Here is a 17,069-nt window from a genome sequence, read left to right as displayed (position 1 = left end):
CCGATCGGTGGCAATTTACGCAAGATAAATGAGTTCCGTGCACCATACGGAAACCAACCCCCAGCCGAGCCTCCCCTCCATGCGCCGTACGCTTCTTACCCTCTTCGCGGCCTTCTGCGCCTTCGGCGTCCTGACCGCCAGCTACGCCACTGCCGAGCTCCCGGCGGGGGACAGCCCGGCTATGCAGGCGGCGGACGTCTCCGCCCGCTGAGCGGATATCATCGTCGGATCAGTCGGAAGGGGCCGCTCGCGGCCCCTTTTTCGTTGCAATGGCATGGCTTCAGGGCCATGAGCCAAAGCCGCCGTCGGACGCGGATGTCGCCGGAGAGGATCGTCGCGTGAAGAATCGTTCCGTTCTAGCCGTCATGCTGCTTGCCGGTCTCGGTTCCGGCTCCGTCCGGGCGCTCGCAGAGACGCCGTTGCCGATCGTTCCCGCGACGCCCGCCGCCCAGGCCGGCGCCGTGGTGCCGGGCGACGCGGCGCAGATGAAGATGTCCTTCGCGCCGCTGGTGAAGAAGAGCGCGCCAGCGGTGGTGAACGTCTATGCCGCCAAGACCTTGCCGCAGCAGCGTTCGCCCTTCGCCGGCGATCCGCTCTTCGAACAGTTCTTCGGCCGGCAGATGCAGCGCCAGCGGCCGCGTGTCCAATCCTCGCTCGGCTCCGGCGTCATCGTCGATTCGAGCGGCCTGATCGTCACCAACAACCATGTCGTCGCCGATGCCGACGAGGTGCGCGTCGCTTTGGCCGACGGTCGGGAATTCGATGCCAGGATCCTGTCGAAGGACGAGCGCATCGATCTCGCCGTCCTGAAGATCGAGGACTCGAACCCCCTGCCGACGCTCGGCATCGCCGATTCGGATCGCCTGGAGATCGGCGACCTCGTGCTCGCCATCGGCAATCCCTTCGGCATCGGTCAGACGGTGACGAACGGCATCGTTTCGGCCCTGGCGCGCACGCATATCGGCAAGAACGATTTCGGCTTCTTCATCCAGACGGATGCGGCGATCAACCCCGGCAATTCCGGCGGCGCGCTGATCGACGTGCATGGCCAGCTGATCGGCGTGAACACGGCGATCTTCTCGCGCTCCGGCGGGTCACAGGGCATCGGCTTCGCCATTCCGTCGAACATGGTCCGCGTCTTCGTCGAATCGGCGAAGAAGGGCGGGCGGTTCGAGCGGCCCTTCATCGGCGCGAGTTTCGTGCCGGTGACGCGCGACGTGGCCGAGGCGCTCGGCCTCGATCGCCCGCGCGGCGCCCTGGTCGAGGACGTGATCCGCGACACGCCGGCCGCCGCCGCCGGTCTCAAGGCCGGCGACGTCGTGCTCGCCATCGACAATTTCGAGGTGATCGATCCCGATACGCTCGGCTATCGCCTTGCGACGGCCGGCATCGGCCGCTCCGCCAAGCTGACGATCCTCTCCGGCGACAAGCGGGAATCGCTCGATGTCGCCCTGAAGCCGGCGCCGGAAACGCCCGCCGCCGATCGGCGCACGCTGGATGGCGAGACGCCTTTCGCCGGCGCCACCGTCGCCAATCTCTCGCCGAGGCTGGCGGACGAGCTCGACCTGCCGCAGGAAATGACGGGCGTCGTCGTCACCGCGATCCAGCCCGGCTCCTTCGCCGCGCGCTTCGCCCTGCAGCCGCGCGACGTGATCCTGACCTTGAACGGCGATGCGGTCGGCTCCGCCGCCGCGCTGGAGAAGATGGCGGGGAACACCCGGCGCGGCTGGCGCTTCGAGATCATGCGCGACGGCGAGAAGCTGGCGCAGGTCGTGCGATGACCCGCGCCGATGGCTGATCTCTTCGGCGAGCCGCCGCCGCGCGACAAGGCCCCCGCTGGCATCCCGGCGCCGGGCTCGGCGCGCCCGCTCGCCGATCGGCTGCGGCCGCAATCGCTCGGCGATGTCGTCGGCCAGGACCATCTGACCGGGCCGGAAGGCGTCCTGACGCGCATGCTCGGCACCCGTTCGCTCGGCTCGATGATCTTCTGGGGGCCGCCCGGCACCGGCAAGACCACCGTCGCCCGTCTGTTGGCCTCGCAGGTCGATTTCGCCTTCGAGCAGATTTCCGCGATCTTCTCGGGCGTCGCCGATCTGAAGAAGGTGTTCGAGGCGGCCCGTCTGCGTCGCCAGAACGGCCGGCAGACGCTGCTCTTCGTCGACGAAATCCATCGCTTCAACCGCGCCCAGCAGGACTCCTTCCTGCCGGTGATGGAGGACGGCACGGTCGTTCTCGTCGGCGCGACGACGGAGAATCCGTCCTTCGAGCTGAACGCCGCGCTTCTGTCCCGCGCCCGCGTCCTCACCTTCCACCCGCATGACGCGGCGAGCCTCGCCCGGCTGGTGGAGCGGGCCGAGGCGGTGGAAGGACGCACGCTGCCGCTGGACGAGGAGGCGCGGGCGATGCTCGTCCGCATGGCGGACGGCGACGGGCGCGCGATTCTGACGCTGTCCGAGGAAGTGTGGCGCGCCGCCAAGCCCGGCGAGGTCTTCGACGCGGCGACGCTGCAGCGGATCGTCCAGCGCCGCGCCCCGGTCTACGACAAGAGCCAGGACGGCCATTACAATCTCATCTCGGCGCTGCATAAATCGGTGCGCGGCTCGGACCCGGACGCGGCGCTCTACTATCTCTGCCGCATGCTGGATGCCGGCGAGGACCCGCTCTATCTTGGCCGCCGTCTGGTGCGCATGGCCTCCGAGGACATCGGCCTCGCCGACCCGCAGGCGCTGGTGATCGCCAGCGCCGCGAAGGATGCCTACGACTATCTCGGCTCGCCCGAAGGCGAACTCGCCTTGGCGCAAGCGACCGTCTATCTCGCGACCGCACCGAAATCGAACGCCCTCTACACCGCCTATAAGGCGGCGATGCGGGCGGCGAAGGAGAACGGCTCGCTACTGCCGCCGAAGCATATCCTCAACGCCCCGACCAAGCTGATGAAGGGCGAGGGCTACGGTTCCGGCTATCGCTACGACCATGACGAGCCCGATGCCTTTTCCGGCCAGGACTATTTCCCCTCGGAGCTCGGCCGCCAGCAGTTCTACGACCCGACGCCGCGCGGCTTCGAGGCGACGCTCGCCAAGCGCCTGGATCACTGGGCGCGGCTGCGCCGCGAACGGGGCGAATGAGGGAAGGCGCGAGGCCCGCGATGCTGAACCAGATCGTCCTCGTCGCGCTTGGCGGCGCCATCGGATCGGTGGGCCGCCAGCTCGTCAATCTCGGCGCGGCGCGCCTCTTCGGCCCGGGCCTGCCGCTCGGCACCTTCACGGTCAATCTCGTCGGCGCCTTCGCGATGGGGGTCTTCATCGAGCTTTTGGCCCGGCGCCTCGGCGGTTCGGCCGAGCTTCGCGTCTTCGTCGCCACCGGCATCATCGGCGGCTTCACCACCTTCTCGTCCTTCGCGCTCGACACGGCCGTGCTCTGGGAGCGGGGCGAGGCCGCGACGGCCTTCGCCTATGTGGCGGGCACCCTCATCCTCGGCTTCGGCGCGCTCTTCGCCGGGCTGGCGCTCGCGCGCCACTTCGCATGATGCTATCGCTGCCGCCGACAGGATAGGGATAGCGGATGGCGGTCGTCGCACAAGTGAAGGTCGAGGCGGACGAGGCGGGGCTGCGGCTCGACCGCTGGTTCAAGCTGCATTATCCCGGCCTCGGCTTCGGCCATCTGCAGAAGCTGCTGCGCTCCGGCCAGATCCGCGTCGATGGCGGGCGGGCCAAGGCCGACATGCGCGTCGCGCCCGGCCAGATCATCCGCGTGCCGCCGATCGAGGCCGACGCCGCGCGCGGCAAGACCGGCCCCCTGACCATGAACACGATCCGCGATCGGCATGATGGCGACGTGCTCTCGCAGATGCTGCTCTACGAGGACGAGAAGGTGCTCGTCTTCAACAAGCCGGCGGGCCTTGCCGTGCAGGGCGGCTCCGGCGTCTCGCGCCATGTCGATGCCATGCTGGAAGCCTGGCGCAACAAGAAGGGCGAGAAGCCGCGTCTCGTCCATCGCATCGATCGCGATACGTCGGGCATTCTCGTCGTGGCGCGCACGCGCGGCGCCGCCGTGGCGCTGACCAAGAGCTTTCGCGAGCGCGACACGCAGAAGGTCTATTGGGCGGTGGTGAAGGGCGTGCCGCGCGAGCGGGAGGGGCGCATCTCCACCTATCTCGTGAAGGAATCGACGCCGGACGGCGACCGCATGCGCATCGCCCGGCATGGCGATCCCGGCGCCGACCATGCGCTGTCGCATTATCGCGTGGTGGAAGCGCTCGCCCAGCGCTTCACCTGGCTGGAGATGGAGCCCTATACGGGGCGCACGCATCAGCTGCGCGTCCATGCCGCCCATCTCGGTCATCCGATCATCGGCGATCCGAAGTATTTCGAGGACGATCCGAACTGGGAGTTCCCGGGCGGCGTGCAGAAGCGCCTGCATCTCCACGCGCGGCGCATCCGCATTCCCCATCCCGACGGGCGCGGACTGATCGATCAGATCGCGCCGTTGCCGCCCCATATGGTGCAGACCTTCAACCTCTTCGGTTTCGACGAAAGCGCCAGCGAGGCCTGACCCATGTCCGATCTCCAGCGAATGGCCCAGCCGGACCTGCCGAAGCGCTTCTATACGGATGTGACCGTCGAGCCGCGCGACGGCGGTCTTGCCGTGCTGCTCGACGGAAAGGGGCTGAAGACGCCATCCCGCCGCCCGCTTTCCGTCCCGTCGCTGGCGGTGGCGGAGGCGATCGCGGCGGAATGGCGGGCGCAGGGCGAGCGGATCGATCCCGGCACCATGCCTCTGACGCGTCTCGTCAACACGGTGATCGACGGCGTCGCCGACGATCCGATCCCGGTGCGCGACGAGGTGGCGCGCTATGCCGAGACCGATCTTCTCTTCTATCGCGCCGATGGGCCGGAACGGCTGGTGGCGCGCCAGAAGGATCTTTGGGACCCGCTCGTCGCCGAGGCCGAACGGCTGCTGGCGGCCCGATTCCTGCTCGGCGAGGGCGTTATGCATGTCGCCCAGCCGGAAGCGAGCCTCGCGGCCGTCCGGGGGCGCCTTTCCGGCGAGAGCGACCCGTTCCGCATCGCCGCGCTGCATCAGATGACGACGATCACCGGCTCCACGCTGATCGCTCTCGCCGTGGCCGAAGGGCGCCTGACGCTCGACCGCGCCTGGGCCGCCGCCCATGTCGACGAGGACTGGAACATCGAGCAATGGGGCGCCGACGAAGAGGCCGAGGCGCGCCGCGCCCGGCGCTTCGCCGATATGCGGGCGGCCGCGATTCTGGTCGGCGCGGCCTGATCAGATTCCGCCGAACCAGTCGTAGCCGTAGTCTTCCCAATAACCGCCGCGCCCGCCGCCGACACCGGCGAGCGTGTCGGTCAGGCGGATGGCGCGGACATACTTCGCCATCTTGTATCCGAGCTGCCGTTCGACCCGCACGCGCAGCGGCGCGCCGTTCGCCACCGGCAGAGCCGCGCCGTTCAGCCCATAGGCGAGGATCGTCTGCGGATGCCGCGCATCGATCAGATCGATCGATTCGTAATATTTCACCGGCCCGGCGAAGCCCTGCTCCATCGTGTCGTAACATTCGAACATGACGTAGCGCGCCGTCGGTTTGACGCCCGCCTGATCGAGGAGGGGCCCGAGCGGCGTGCCAGTCCATTTCGCGATGCAGCTCCAGCCCTCGACGCAGTCGTGCCGCGTGATCTGCGTGCGGGCCGGCATGTTGCGGATCTCGTCCAGCGACAGGCTGAGCGGGCGCTCGACCAGCCCGGAGACCTCCAGCCGATAGGCGCCGAACTGGCTGTCGGCGAGAGCGAGATAGTCGTCGTCCTGCGGACTGACGGTACCGTTCGGCCGCTGCGGCTGGCGGATTTCGCTTTCGGCATATTCGGCGGCCAGATGATCGCTGCCGAGCAGCAGGCGCTGGATGCGGTAGGTGAGCGAGTTGGCGCGCTCCAGCGTGTCGCGCACCGGCCCGCCGATCGTCCCGGCCGCGTCGAAGCAGCCGGCGAGCGGCAACGAGGCGGCGCCGACGGCCGAGGCCGTGAGAAAGCGGCGGCGCGACAGATCGAACTTACGCATCGCTCGCCTCCGGGCGCGTGCGGTACCAGCCGGTGACGATGGACCGCAATTCGTTGAAAGGACCGGCGAGGACGACCATCAGGACATGGACGACGAAGAAGGCGACGAGGAAGAGCATCGCGAGGAAGTGGATCGTGCGGGCGGTCTGGCGGCCGCCGAAGACATCCAGCAGCCAAGGCGCGAAGGCGTTGAAGCCGGGCGACATCGAAAGGCCCGTCGCGATCATCAGCGGCAGGGCGACGAGGAGCACGGCGACATAGGAGAGCTTCTGCAGCGTGTTGTATTCACGCCGATGCTCGAAGCGCAGCCGGAGATGGCGCCGGATGTCGCGGGGCAGATCGCGAAAGTCCGCGCGGCCGGGCAGGAGATCGCGCCGCAGATGGCCGTTTGCGAGACTGGCGACCAGCCAGAGGGCAAGGGTGCCGACCAGCAGCCAGGCGAAGAAGAAATGGACGACCCGGCCCGAGCCGAGATCGCGATAGGACGGGATCGTCGCCCAGGTGGGAAAGGCGCGCGGCGTCGGGCCGGAGGCGGTTTCGACGACGCCCAGCCAGCCGGTCGTGTCGAAGCGATGGCCGAAGAGATCGGTGACCCCGCTCAGCGAGCCGTCGGCATTCTGTACCGCGTCGATCGACAGGACGGCATTGTCGAACTGGAAGCCGGATTGCTGGCCGATATAGAGATCCGGCCTTGCCATGAAGATCTGGAGGCCGGAGAGCAGGAGGAAGAACAGGCTGATCGCCCAAAGCCAATGCGTCACGCGCGTCGCGAGACGTTGGCGATAGACCAGCCCTCCGCTCGTTTCCCGTGGCGTTGTTGCGAGTGTCATCGTGCCGAGCCTTGCCATCCGGTCCCGCTGCATGCGGCGCGTTCCGCTTGCCGCCGCGCGAGACGCCGCGTCAACCGGACCCTTCGTCCCGGTTCGACGCATTTACGTGAGGATCGCGTCAGCGGATGCAGCGGGAGATCACGATTCGCGGCGGAGCAGCCGGTCGAGAGCCTGGCGGAAGCGCGAGCGGTCGGCCGGCGAGAAGCTGCGATTATAGCCCTTGCTCTCGCCGGTTTCGCGTAGATGCTGCTGGAAGGCGCGCATGGAAAGCGCCGTGCCGATCGTCGCCGTCGTCAGCGAGCGGCCGTCGGCATTGAGCACCTCGGCGCCGCGCTCCAGCGCGCGGGCGGCGAGCGGAATGTCGGCGGTGAGGACGATGTCGCCCGCCGCCGCCTGTTCCACGATCCAGTGGTCGGCCTCGTCCGCTCCCGCCGCCACGGTAACGACGCGCGCGCCGGGAAAGCGCGACGGGCGGATGCCGCCATTTGAGACGAGCACCACCTCGACCCCGTGGCGCCCGGCGATCTCGTGGGCATCTTCCTTGACCGGGCAGGCGTCGGCATCGATGAACAATCTGCGCATGCGGGGCATGTAGCGGCCGGTGGCGGGTGGCGCCAGAGAACCCGTGCCGGGGCCGTGCATTTGCCCCATGCGATTTGGGGAGCGGCGGGATGACGAAGACGGTGCGGGTGAGGGTGACGGGCAAGGTGCAGGGCGTCGGCTTTCGCGCCTGGACCGCGAAGGAAGCGAAGGCGCGCCGCCTGTCGGGATGGGTGCGCAACCGCCGCGACGGCACGGTAGAGGCGATTCTCTCCGGCGACGGGCCGATGGTCGATGCCATGCTCGATCTCTTGCGGCACGGCCCGTCCGGCCGGGGCGTCGATGACGTCGAGGCGCAGGAATGGACCGGCGCCGTGCCGGACGGCTTCCTGGTGACCGAGACGGCCTAGCGGGTCGGCCCGAAAACATCCTCGAATCGGGCGCGGAGCAGCATGTCGACCTCCGGCATGGTGACGGGGATGCCGAGATCGAGGAGGCTGGTGACGCCGTGCTTCCGGATGCCGCAAGGCACGATGCCGGAGAAATGTTCGAGCTCGGGATCGACGTTCAGGCTGATGCCATGGAAGGTCACCCAGCGGCGCACCCTTATGCCGATCGCGGCGATCTTGTCTTCGGCCGTGGCGCCGTCGAAGCCGAGCGGCCGTTCGGGGCGGCGCACCCAGACGCCGACGCGGTCCTCGCGCCGCTCGCCGCGAATCTGGAATTCGGCGAGCGTCGTGATCAGCCATTCCTCCAGCGCGGCGACGAAGGCGCGGACATCCTGCCGGCGGCGCTTCAGGTCGAGAAGGACATAGGCCACGCGCTGGCCGGGGCCGTGATAGGTATATTCGCCGCCGCGTCCCGTCCGATGCACCGGAAAGCGCGTCGCATCGACGAGATCCTCGGCATTCGCGCTGGTGCCGGCCGTGTAGAGCGGCGGATGCTCGACCAATAAGACCGCCTCCGGCAGCGCGCCGTCGGCGATCGCCGCGACACGCTGCTCCATCGCCTCGACCGCCTGTCCGTAATCGGTCAGTCCCGGCCAGATTCGCCATTCCACCGGCGGCGATCCAGGAAGGGGGAGGAACTGGCGCGCCGTCACCGCAAGGCGGTCGGTCGCGGCGGAAAGGGCGGTTTCCTCAAGCATGTTCGAGATGTAGCGATCCCGAAGCCGGCGCGGAAGCGCCTCCCGCCCATCTCTTTCACAAGAAGTTCGCAAAACCGCTTGTGCAGTGCGGGCCGGTTTGTTACATGCCCGTCACCGCCGACGAACGGCGGCGAACAAGAAGAAAAACACGACGTGCGGTCGTGGCGGAATTGGTAGACGCGCAGCGTTGAGGTCGCTGTGGGGCAACCCGTGGAAGTTCGAGTCTTCTCGACCGCACCAGTCTTTCTCCCCCGAAGATCATCCGGCATATGACCACGCAAGTGCGCTGGCGCGAGCGTGAGGCTCTGCGGCGACGCTGTGCGGAAAAGCCGTCCGGGGCGCGTTTCCAGCCTATTCCATCCCATGATCGATGAGCTAGACCACCGACGGAATTGATCCGGTCCGGAGGGCGGCCTTGGCTGATTCACAGCTCGATCATCGCGTCCTCGAACGCGCGGCGGAGGCCGAGGATTTCGAGCATCCCGAGATCTACGACGAGGAAGGCGAACTCGATCAGGGCTTTCTCGAACGGGTCCGCGACGCCATCCATGCAGAAGATGCGGACAGGCTGCGCGCCTCCGTCGTGCCGCTGCACGATTCGGAACTCGGCGACATCCTCCAGCACATCAATTTCGACGATCGGCAGGGGCTCGTCCGCCTGCTCGGCGAGGATTTCGACTATACTGCGCTGACGCAGGTCGACGAGGCCGTCCGCCTCGAGATCGTCGACGCCATGCCGAACGCGCAGATCGCCGAGGCGGTGCGCGAACTCGATTCGGACGACGCGGTCTACATTCTGGAGGACCTCGATGAGGCCGATCAGAAGGAGATCCTGGAGAACCTGCCGTTCCGCGAGCGGGTTCGGCTGCGTCGGGCGCTGGAATATCCGGACGAATCGGCCGGCCGCCGCATGCAGACGGAATTCGTCGCCGTGCCGCCGTTCTGGACGGTCGGCCAGACGATCGACTATCTGCGCGATGAGGCGGATCTGCCGGAGGAATTCACGCAGATCTTCGTCATCGATCCTTCGTTCAAGCTGCTCGGCGCCGTCGATCTCGACCGCATCCTGCGGGCCCGGCGGCCGGCGAAGATCGAGGACATCATGCGCGAGACGCGCCACGCCATTCCGGCCACGATGGACCAGGAAGAGGCGGCGCAGATCATCCAGCAATACGACCTCCTGTCGGCGGCCGTCGTCGACGAGAACGAGCGGCTGGTCGGCGTCCTGACGATCGACGACGTGGTGGACGTCCTCCAAGCCGAGGCGGAAGAGGACATCCGGCGTCTGGGCGGCGTCGGCGACGAGGAACTGTCGGATTCGGTTCTCACCATCGTCCGCTCGCGCTTCCTCTGGCTGTTCATCAATCTCCTCACCGCCGTGCTGGCCTCGGCGGTGATTGGCCTCTTCGACGCGACGATCGAGCAGATGGTGGCGCTGGCGGTGCTGATGCCGATCGTCGCCTCGATGGGCGGCAATGCCGGCACGCAGACGATGACGGTCGCGGTGCGCTCGCTCGCGACGCGCGACCTCGACATCTACAATGCCGGGCGGATCGTGCGAAAGGAACTGGCGGTCGGCCTCATCAACGGCGTTGCCTTCGCCCTGATCATCGGCGTCGTCGCGGGGCTCTGGTTCGACAATCTCGGCCTCGGCGAGGTGATGGGGCTGGCGCTGATCATCAACATGCTGGCGGCGGCGCTCGGCGGCATCCTGATCCCGATCGTGCTCGACCGCTTCGGCGCCGATCCGGCCATCGCCTCGGGCGCCTTCGTCACCACCGTCACCGATGTCATCGGCTTCTTCGCCTTCCTCGGCATCGCCGCCTGGTGGTTCGGCCTGTCCTCAAGCCTTTGACCGCCCTCGATTGACAGCGCCGTCGATCCGCCCCCATGCAGGACGGCCAGGGCAGGACCGACGATGCGCGAGTATTACACGATCACCGAGCTCACGCGGGAATTCGACGTTTCCACCCGCACCATCCGCTTCTACGAGGACGAAGGGCTGATCGCCCCGGTGCGGCGCGGGCGCACGCGCCTGTTCCGCCAGTCGGACCGCACGCTGCTGCGCATGATCCTGCGCGGCAAGCGCCTCGGCTTCTCCATCGCCGAGATCCGCGAGATCATCCAGATGTACAAGGAGCCGCCGGGCGAGGCCGGGCAGCTGCGGGCGATCATCCGCCGGGTCGAGGAGCGCCGGAAGGAACTGGAGCAGAAACGGCGCGACATCGACGCGCTGCTGATCGAGCTCGACAATGCCGAGGAAGCCTGCCTCACCCGCATGGCGGAGCTCGGCGTTTCGCCGTCGAGCTGACGCCCATCCGTCACGGATCGACGGGCAGGCCGGGGAACGAGCATTGCAGGACGGTGCGCCGGACGGTGGCGTTCTCCGCCTCGCTCGTCGTTCCGGCGATCAGCCGCTCCAGGATGTTCTTTGCGGCGAGATCGGTCTCGACGCAGCCGCAGAAGGCCTCGCATGTCGGCCCGTCGCGATCCTTGCGGCATTCGTGCCGACAGCTCGCGGCAAAGAGCTTCACCTGATCCGGCGGAAAGATCTGCACATAGCCGGCGACGAGCCCGAAGAGGATCGGCTGGTGCAGGAGGTAGAACAGCAGCGAATGGCGCCCCAGCCAGCCGAGCGCGCGCAGCGGCCGGAGCGACGTGTTCAACCGCGCGAGCTTCGCCGGCACGCCCCAGCGCTCGGCGAGACCGGCGGCGGCGATGCCGATGAGGACGACGCCTGTCCAGGGGAAGAAGGGCACATAGTCGTTGGTGCGCGGCTCGTCTGCCGTCAGTCCGATCCAGGCGAGCCAGCGCGGATCGGTGAGCGGCGTCGCGACATGGAAGGCGGTGACGATGATGCCGATGCCGAGGACGCCGGTGAGAAGCGGCGGCAGGCGCAGGAAGAGAAGGCCGACGAGGCTCGCCAGCGCGATCTGATGCAGGATGCCGAAGAAGACGAAGCTCTCCGGCGTGATGAAGGACGTGACCAGGGTGATCGCGACGGCGCCGGCGAGAACTTGCGCCTCGCGAATCCAGAAGCTCCGCCAGCGGATCGCGCGGCCATGCGCCAGGACGAGGCTGATGCCGACGAGAAACAGGAAGCTCGCGGCGATGCCCCGCGCGAAAAGCCGCCAGCCACCGTCGGTCGCCGTGCCATGGGCGACGAGACCGTGGAAATCGAGATCCCAGGTGAAGTGGTAGACGGCCATCGCCAGAAGCGCGACCGCCCGCAGGATATCGATGAATTCGATGCGAGCGCGCCTAGCGCCGACGGACGGGACGGAATCGGTCAAGGGCTTCTCGGCGCCGCGCGGCGGCTTTACGGACGAGGCACCCGCCTATTTCCACGCGGGCGGCGCTCTCGCGCCGTCGCGTCATGCCACAGAAGGAATTCGCCATGAAGATCATCGAAGCGGGTGGGGCGCGTCTCCCGGCGATCGGGCTCGGCACCTGGCGGCTTTCAGGCCCGGCGGCGAGCGACATCGTGGCGCGGGCGATCGAGTTCGGCTACCGGCATATCGACACCGCCCGCATGTATGCGAACGAGCGCGAGGTGGGCGAGGGCATCCGGCGCGCCGGCATCGCGCGCGACGAGCTTTTCGTCACGACCAAGGTCTGGTGGGAGGATCTCGCCGAGGGCCGGCTGCAGCAGGCCGCGGAAGCGGCGATCGAGGCGCTCGGCATCGGGCCGGTCGATCTTCTCCTGATCCACTGGCCGAATGCGGGCGTCGCGCTCGAGGAATCGATCGGGGCGCTGAACGACACGATCGGTCGCGGTCTCACCCGCCATATCGGCGTCGCGAACTTCACCAGCGCGATGATGGACGAGGCGGTGGCGATCTCCGCCGCGCCGCTCGTCTGCAACCAGGTCGAATATCATCCCTTCCTTTCGCAGGAGGCGGTTCTCGACGCCTGCGCGCGGCACGACATGGCGCTCGTCGCCTATTCGCCGATCGGGCGCGGCGGCGAACTGCTGAACGACCCGGTGATTTCCGCGATCGCCGAACGCCACGGGCGGACGCCGGCGCAGATCGTCTTGCGCTGGGAGGTGCAGCAGGCAAGGGTCGCGGCGATCCCGCGCACGAGCAACCCGGACCGGCTGCGGGAGAATTTCGACGTCTTCTCGTTCGAACTCGCCGAAGACGAGATGGACCGGATCACCGGCCTGACGAAGCGCCGGCAACGGCTGGTCGATCCGGACTTCGCGCCGAACTGGGACCGGGTCTGATCGCGCCGGCCCGCCATGTTCTTCGTTCTCTCCAAGCTCGTCTGGTTCGTCATCCAGCCGCTGGTCGCCGTCGCGCTGCTCGTTCTCCTCGGCCTCGTCCTCCTGGCCTTCGGCCTGCGCAATCTCGCGACGGCGTCCTTCGTCGTCTCGGCGCTCGTCTATGTCGTCGTGATGTTCTCGCCCCTCGGGCTGGTGCTGGTTGGCGCGCTGGAGGATCGCTTTCCGCGCCCGCCGCTGCCCGACGACGTGACGGGCATCGTCGTCCTCGGCGGCTCCTTCGACACACGCGTCTCCAAGTCGCGCGGCAATGACGAGATGAGCGAGGCCGGCGACCGCGTGACGGCGGCCATGGCCATCGCGCGGCGATATCCGAAGGCGAAGATCGCCTTCACCGGTGGCGTCGCGGCGGTGTTCGAGGACGACATCCCCGAAACGGAAGCCGCCGAGCGCGCCTTTCTGTCGCTGGGTCTCGAACCCGAGCGTCTGATTCTCGAAGGCCGTGCCCGCAACACCGCCGAGAATGCCGAATTCACCAAGGCCCTCGTCCAGCCGAAGGCCGGGGAGACCTGGCTGCTCGTCACCTCCGCCTTCCACATGCCACGCAGCGTCGGCTGCTTTCGCGTCGCCGGCTTCGACGTCCTGCCCTATCCGGTCGATTACCGGACGCCGACCGGGCCGGCCCGCTGGCGGCCGGCCTGGGCGGATGTCGCGCGCAATGCCGATAAGGTGCAACTCGCGATCCGCGAATATATCGGGCTTGCCGCCTATCGGCTGTCCGGCCGGACGGATGCGCTTTTCCCCGCGCCCGCCTCGTCGGCCGGTGGGCCGATCCGGTAGATTCCCTTGAAATCGGCCGGGTCGACGATCCGGCCCTTGCGGCGGAGCACGACGCGACCTTCCTGCGCCAGCCGCACCGCCACGCGGCGGATCGGCTTCATGGCCAGTCGCCAGCGCGTCTCGTCGGCGCCGAGCAGGGCCCGTGCGACTTCGGATGGGCAGATGGTCTTGTCGGCACCGCGCGCCGCGACCATGGCGAGGATCTCGGCCTCCAGCCGCTCGGCCGGCGGCATCTCGTCCGTCATTTGCGCACCGGCAGTTCGGCCGCCGCGTAGCGTGCTGCCGAGAAGAACTGGCGATGCGCCAGGATGGCGACGACGAAGCTCGTGGACAGGAGCAGCACCCAAGGGCCGAGAAACCAGCCGAGATAGGCAAGGCCGAAGAAGATGCCCCGAAGCCCGGCGTTGAAATGCGTCGCGGCGAGTTGGTTCATCAGGGCAGCGCGCCGGACGGCGTCCTCCATCCGCACCGGATCGTCGTCGCGATCGCCGCGCATCGGAATCGCACCGATCAGGATCGTGCAATAATTGAACAGCCGGTAGGACCAGCCGAACTTGAAGAAGGAATAGGCGAAGATGGTGATGAGGCCGAGAAGCTTGGCCTCGACCAGGCCGACATCGAGGCGATTGTGAAGGGGAAGGTCGGCGGCGATCTCGGCGATCCGCCGGCTGGAGCCGAGAAGGGCGAAGCAGCCGCCGATGGCGAAGATGCAGGAGGAGGCGAAGAAGGCGGTGCCCTGCTGCAGGCCGGTCATGATCGCGGTGTCGATCATCCGCAGTTCGCGGCGCGACAGAACCTCCATCCAGCGCCGCCGCTGCTCGTTCATCGCCGCGCTGAGACCGTGGCGCGCCCAGGGGCTGCGATCGGTGACCCAGTTATAGGTCACCCAGCCGGCCAGGAAGGCGAGAAGGACGAAGATGTCCGGCAGGCTGATTTGCGTCATGGGGCCGATCCGTCCATGGCCATGCGGCTCGGCCGCCACGCTTGACGCGGCCGAAAGCTCGGCGGCAGAAGAACCCCATGCCGCTTCATCTGGTCAAGCTTTGCGTGGGTGCCGAGTCGATCGAGGACCTTCAGTCCTGGGTCGCCGACCGCCTGGAGGAGGCCCGGCGCACCGGGCGCGCGGTCGAACAGATCCATCAGACCCGCATGCAGCCGAAACGAGAGACGGACGTCCTCGCCGGCGGTTCGCTCTACTGGGTGATCAAGGGCTCGATCCAGGTGCGCCAGCGCATCCTGGCGCTGCGCCCGGTGGTGGACGCGGAAGGCATCGGGCGCTGCCATATCGTGCTGGAGCCGGTCTTCGTGCCGACCGAATGGCAGCCGCGCCGCGCCTTCCAGGGCTGGCGCTACCTCACCGAGGACGACGCGCCGCGCGATCTCGGCGCCGACGCGGATCTTGCGGCCGTTCCGCCGGACCTGCGGCGGGAACTCGCCGAACTGGGACTTCTCTGACCCGATCGCGACGGCGGGCGTCTCACGACATCCGCAGCCGCACCGCCGGCACGCCGTTCGGCGAGCGGACGCGCAGGCGGGTGACGGTCTGCGGCTGCGAGGCGCGCCAGGCGCGGGCGCCATGCGACAGGAGCAGGCCGACGAGGTCGCGGGCCTTGAAGGAGGAGCGCCCCTCGCGGAATTCCGCGAGCTTGGTGGAGGCGTGCTTCAGCGGATGGATCGTCCCCGCGCGGATGATCGAGGTGCGGGCGCGCGGATCGATCTGCGCCTGGATTTCCGATTCGACCGTCATCATCGATGCCCAGCTATGCGCTTTGTCGTGAGGGAAGCGTGGTGGAGAGGACTTAGTTGGCGACGGCGAAGCAGCTGTAGGAGCGCTTCTTGAGAGCCGCGCAGGCGGCATTCGCGGCGTCCTTCGTGTCGAAGCCCGCGAAGCGCGCCCGGTAGAGGCCCTGCGCGCCGACGCGCTGCGCCACCGGCATCGCGCGGGCCAGCGGCTTGCCGACCTTGTCCTTGGCGTCGTTCAGCATCTGCAGCGCCTGGGACCGGTCGGCGGTCGCCGCGATCTGCACGACCCAGGGCGAGCCGGCCGTCTCCTCGGCCACCGCGCCCGTCGTGCCGGCATCGAGGTCAGCGCTCGGAATGGCGGCGCGCGGCACCGGGCGGTTTTCGCCGTAGGCGGTCGCCACGGGCGCCGGCGCCGCGGTAGGGCGCACCAGATCGGCATCCTGGCGCGAGGCGAGGGCCGCGCGGATGGCGTCGCGGCCGATGACCTGGCGGCCCGGCTTCGTCACGCGGGCGATGGCGTCGCCGGCGCTGGAGCCGTAGGCCTCGGCGATCCGCTCGTTGATCGAGACCTTGCGGTCGGCGAATTGCGGCACCGGCGCATTGCCGGCGGCGGGCAGGGCGCTGGCGGCGGCGACCTGGATGTCGGCATTCACCCGGCCGGAGCGCTTGCGCTCGGCGACGAGCGGCCCGGCGGAGCGGGTGCTGGCGGACGGCAGGTACTTCGCGAGAAGCTTCGCCATCTCGTTGTCGCGCGCGGCCGCCGTGTTGCCGCCGAAGACGACGCCGACGATCTTGCGGTCGCCGTCGAATAGCGAGGAGACGAGGTTGAAGCCCGAGGCGTTGATATAGCCAGTCTTGATGCCGTCGACGCCCTTCACGCGGCCGACGAGCTTGTTGTGGCTGTTGATCGTGCGGCCCCGGAAGTTGAAGGACTTCGTCGAGAAGAAGCGGTATTCGCTCGGGAAGTGCTCGCGCAGCGCGATGCCGAGCGTCGCCATGTCGCGGGCGGTGGAATGCTGGTTCTCGTTCGGCAGGCCGTTGGCGTTGCGGAACACCGTGCGGCTCATGCCGAGCTGGTGGGCCTTCGCCGTCATCATCTGGGCGAAGCGCGCCTCCGAGCCGCCGAGATGTTCGGCAATCACCACAGAGGCGTCGTTCGCCGAAAGGGTGACGAGACCGAGGATGGCCTCCTGCACGGTCAGCGTCGATCCAGGCTGAAGCCGCAGTTTCGTCGGCGGCCGGGCCGACGCATAGGCCGAGACCTTCATCGGCGTCGAGAGATTGACCCGCCCGTCATGCATGGCCTCGAAGAGCATGTAGAGCGTCATCATCTTCGTCAGCGAGGCCGGGAAGCGCAGCTCGTCCGCGTCGTCCGAGAAGAGCACCTTGCCGTTGTTCGCGTCGATCACGAAGGCGGAATGGCGGCCGGCCGCCTCGGCGCCCTGCGTCAGAAGCGCCAGAGCCACGCCCAGGGCACCCGCCGACTTGACCACTTGAACCAGACGACGGCGAAGGCGCGACGGTGCTGTTCCCACGTTTCGGCTCTTCTCTCTTCGAGACGGCGCAGAGCCGTCGCATGCGGGGGAGAGCGCCCGGTCGACGGCGCCCTGTCATGAGGGGGGAGCGTACGGGCAAGCCCGTTACCAATCCGTTTATGGTTGCCGGAGTCTTCAGAA

General features: G+C 68.0%; 21 protein-coding genes and 1 tRNA gene. 13 read left to right on the top strand and 9 right to left on the bottom strand.

The genetic code is table 11. From position 1 onward, the window contains the following. Window positions 1-79: 79 nt before the first annotated feature. The 6 genes from IEY14_RS26080 to IEY14_RS02800 all read left to right on the top strand — a co-directional run bounded on the left by IEY14_RS26080 (window position 80) and on the right by IEY14_RS02800 (window position 5,283). Window positions 80-211, top strand: a complete 132-nt coding sequence (locus IEY14_RS26080; RefSeq protein WP_280515011.1) for a hypothetical protein — start codon at window positions 80-82, stop codon at window positions 209-211. Window positions 212-365: 154 nt separating this feature from the next. Continuing rightward, window positions 366-1,781, top strand: coding sequence for a DegQ family serine endoprotease (locus IEY14_RS02820; RefSeq protein ID WP_188907365.1), 1,416 nt, complete (start codon window positions 366-368; stop codon window positions 1,779-1,781). Window positions 1,782-1,790: 9 nt separating this feature from the next. Further along, window positions 1,791-3,125, top strand: coding sequence for a replication-associated recombination protein A (locus IEY14_RS02815; protein WP_188906686.1), 1,335 nt, complete (start codon window positions 1,791-1,793; stop codon window positions 3,123-3,125). 20 nt (window positions 3,126-3,145) lie between these two features. Next, entirely contained in the window at window positions 3,146-3,526 is a 381-nt protein-coding gene (crcB, locus tag IEY14_RS02810) for a fluoride efflux transporter CrcB (protein ID WP_210318260.1), read from the top strand. Between the two features lie 35 nt (window positions 3,527-3,561). Next, window positions 3,562-4,551 carry an RluA family pseudouridine synthase gene (locus tag IEY14_RS02805; protein ID WP_188906685.1) on the top strand — a complete coding sequence of 330 codons (990 nt, stop codon included), beginning with the start codon at window positions 3,562-3,564 and terminating at the stop codon, window positions 4,549-4,551. A 3-nt stretch (window positions 4,552-4,554) separates the two neighbouring features. Further along, window positions 4,555-5,283: an ATP12 family chaperone protein gene (locus IEY14_RS02800; RefSeq protein WP_188906684.1), complete on the top strand. Its 729-nt coding sequence runs from the start codon at window positions 4,555-4,557 to the stop codon at window positions 5,281-5,283. Here the strand turns inward: IEY14_RS02800 and IEY14_RS02795 are convergent, their stop codons facing one another. The 3 genes from IEY14_RS02795 to IEY14_RS02785 form a co-directional block, all read right to left on the bottom strand. Next, on the bottom strand, window positions 5,284-6,069 hold the full coding sequence (locus tag IEY14_RS02795; protein WP_188906683.1) for a molybdopterin-dependent oxidoreductase: 786 nt from the start codon (window positions 6,067-6,069) through the stop codon (window positions 5,284-5,286). Continuing rightward, entirely contained in the window at window positions 6,062-6,898 is an 837-nt protein-coding gene (locus IEY14_RS02790) for a cytochrome b/b6 domain-containing protein (RefSeq protein ID WP_188906682.1), read from the bottom strand. Before IEY14_RS02790 ends, IEY14_RS02795 begins: the two co-directional genes overlap by 8 nt. Before the next feature lie 138 nt (window positions 6,899-7,036). Beyond that, window positions 7,037-7,480, bottom strand: coding sequence for a YaiI/YqxD family protein (locus IEY14_RS02785; RefSeq protein ID WP_373288890.1), 444 nt, complete (start codon window positions 7,478-7,480; stop codon window positions 7,037-7,039). An 89-nt stretch (window positions 7,481-7,569) separates the two neighbouring features. Between IEY14_RS02785 and IEY14_RS02780 the strand changes: the two genes are divergently transcribed. Continuing rightward, on the top strand, window positions 7,570-7,848 hold the full coding sequence (locus tag IEY14_RS02780) for an acylphosphatase (RefSeq protein WP_188906680.1): 279 nt from the start codon (window positions 7,570-7,572) through the stop codon (window positions 7,846-7,848). Here the strand turns inward: IEY14_RS02780 and lipB are convergent. Then, a complete protein-coding gene (lipB, locus tag IEY14_RS02775) occupies window positions 7,845-8,585 on the bottom strand; it encodes a lipoyl(octanoyl) transferase LipB (RefSeq protein WP_188906679.1) in 741 nt (246 codons plus the stop codon). The two genes, IEY14_RS02780 and lipB, sit on opposite strands and share 4 nt — an antisense overlap. A 155-nt stretch (window positions 8,586-8,740) precedes the next feature. Between lipB and IEY14_RS02770 the strand changes: the two genes are divergently transcribed. From IEY14_RS02770 to IEY14_RS02760, 3 genes are all read left to right on the top strand, one after another. Beyond that, window positions 8,741-8,825: transfer RNA gene (locus IEY14_RS02770), tRNA-Leu, on the top strand. Window positions 8,826-9,000: 175 nt separating this feature from the next. Beyond that, window positions 9,001-10,440, top strand: coding sequence for a magnesium transporter (mgtE, locus tag IEY14_RS02765; RefSeq protein WP_188906678.1), 1,440 nt, complete (start codon window positions 9,001-9,003; stop codon window positions 10,438-10,440). A 63-nt stretch (window positions 10,441-10,503) separates the two neighbouring features. Further along, on the top strand, window positions 10,504-10,896 hold the full coding sequence (locus IEY14_RS02760) for a MerR family transcriptional regulator (protein ID WP_188906677.1): 393 nt from the start codon (window positions 10,504-10,506) through the stop codon (window positions 10,894-10,896). A gap of 10 nt (window positions 10,897-10,906) precedes the next feature. On the opposite strand, the gene IEY14_RS02755 is transcribed toward IEY14_RS02760, so the two are convergent. Further along, entirely contained in the window at window positions 10,907-11,878 is a 972-nt protein-coding gene (locus IEY14_RS02755; protein ID WP_244639273.1) for a heparan-alpha-glucosaminide N-acetyltransferase, read from the bottom strand. Window positions 11,879-11,982: 104 nt separating this feature from the next. Between IEY14_RS02755 and IEY14_RS02750 the strand changes: the two genes are divergently transcribed. Next, window positions 11,983-12,813, top strand: coding sequence for an aldo/keto reductase (locus IEY14_RS02750; protein WP_188906676.1), 831 nt, complete (start codon window positions 11,983-11,985; stop codon window positions 12,811-12,813). A gap of 15 nt (window positions 12,814-12,828) precedes the next feature. After that, window positions 12,829-13,650, top strand: a complete 822-nt coding sequence (locus IEY14_RS02745; RefSeq protein ID WP_188906675.1) for a YdcF family protein — start codon at window positions 12,829-12,831, stop codon at window positions 13,648-13,650. Here the strand turns inward: IEY14_RS02745 and IEY14_RS02740 are convergent. Both IEY14_RS02740 and IEY14_RS02735 read right to left on the bottom strand, forming a co-directional pair. Further along, window positions 13,578-13,883 carry a DUF3253 domain-containing protein gene (locus tag IEY14_RS02740; protein ID WP_244639272.1) on the bottom strand — a complete coding sequence of 102 codons (306 nt, stop codon included), beginning with the start codon at window positions 13,881-13,883 and terminating at the stop codon, window positions 13,578-13,580. The genes IEY14_RS02745 and IEY14_RS02740 overlap by 73 nt on opposite strands. Window positions 13,884-13,891: 8 nt before the next feature. Continuing rightward, on the bottom strand, window positions 13,892-14,593 hold the full coding sequence (locus tag IEY14_RS02735; RefSeq protein WP_188906673.1) for a DUF599 domain-containing protein: 702 nt from the start codon (window positions 14,591-14,593) through the stop codon (window positions 13,892-13,894). A 77-nt stretch (window positions 14,594-14,670) separates the two neighbouring features. Here IEY14_RS02735 and IEY14_RS02730 point away from each other — a divergent pair, with 77 nt between their 5' ends. Next, on the top strand, window positions 14,671-15,105 hold the full coding sequence (locus IEY14_RS02730) for a DUF1489 family protein (RefSeq protein ID WP_188906672.1): 435 nt from the start codon (window positions 14,671-14,673) through the stop codon (window positions 15,103-15,105). Between the two features lie 22 nt (window positions 15,106-15,127). Here the strand turns inward: IEY14_RS02730 and IEY14_RS02725 are convergent, their stop codons facing one another. Both IEY14_RS02725 and IEY14_RS02720 read right to left on the bottom strand, forming a co-directional pair. Then, window positions 15,128-15,397: a hypothetical protein gene (locus IEY14_RS02725; protein WP_188906671.1), complete on the bottom strand. Its 270-nt coding sequence runs from the start codon at window positions 15,395-15,397 to the stop codon at window positions 15,128-15,130. 52 nt (window positions 15,398-15,449) lie between these two features. Next, on the bottom strand, window positions 15,450-16,859 hold the full coding sequence (locus IEY14_RS02720; RefSeq protein WP_244639271.1) for a D-alanyl-D-alanine carboxypeptidase: 1,410 nt from the start codon (window positions 16,857-16,859) through the stop codon (window positions 15,450-15,452). Between the last annotated feature and the right edge of the window lie 210 nt (window positions 16,860-17,069).

The sequence above is a fragment of the Aureimonas endophytica genome (genome assembly GCF_014642635.1).
In the GTDB taxonomy this organism is placed as follows: domain Bacteria; phylum Pseudomonadota; class Alphaproteobacteria; order Rhizobiales; family Rhizobiaceae; genus Plantimonas; species Plantimonas endophytica.
This window is presented reverse-complemented; position numbering and strand designations above follow the sequence as displayed.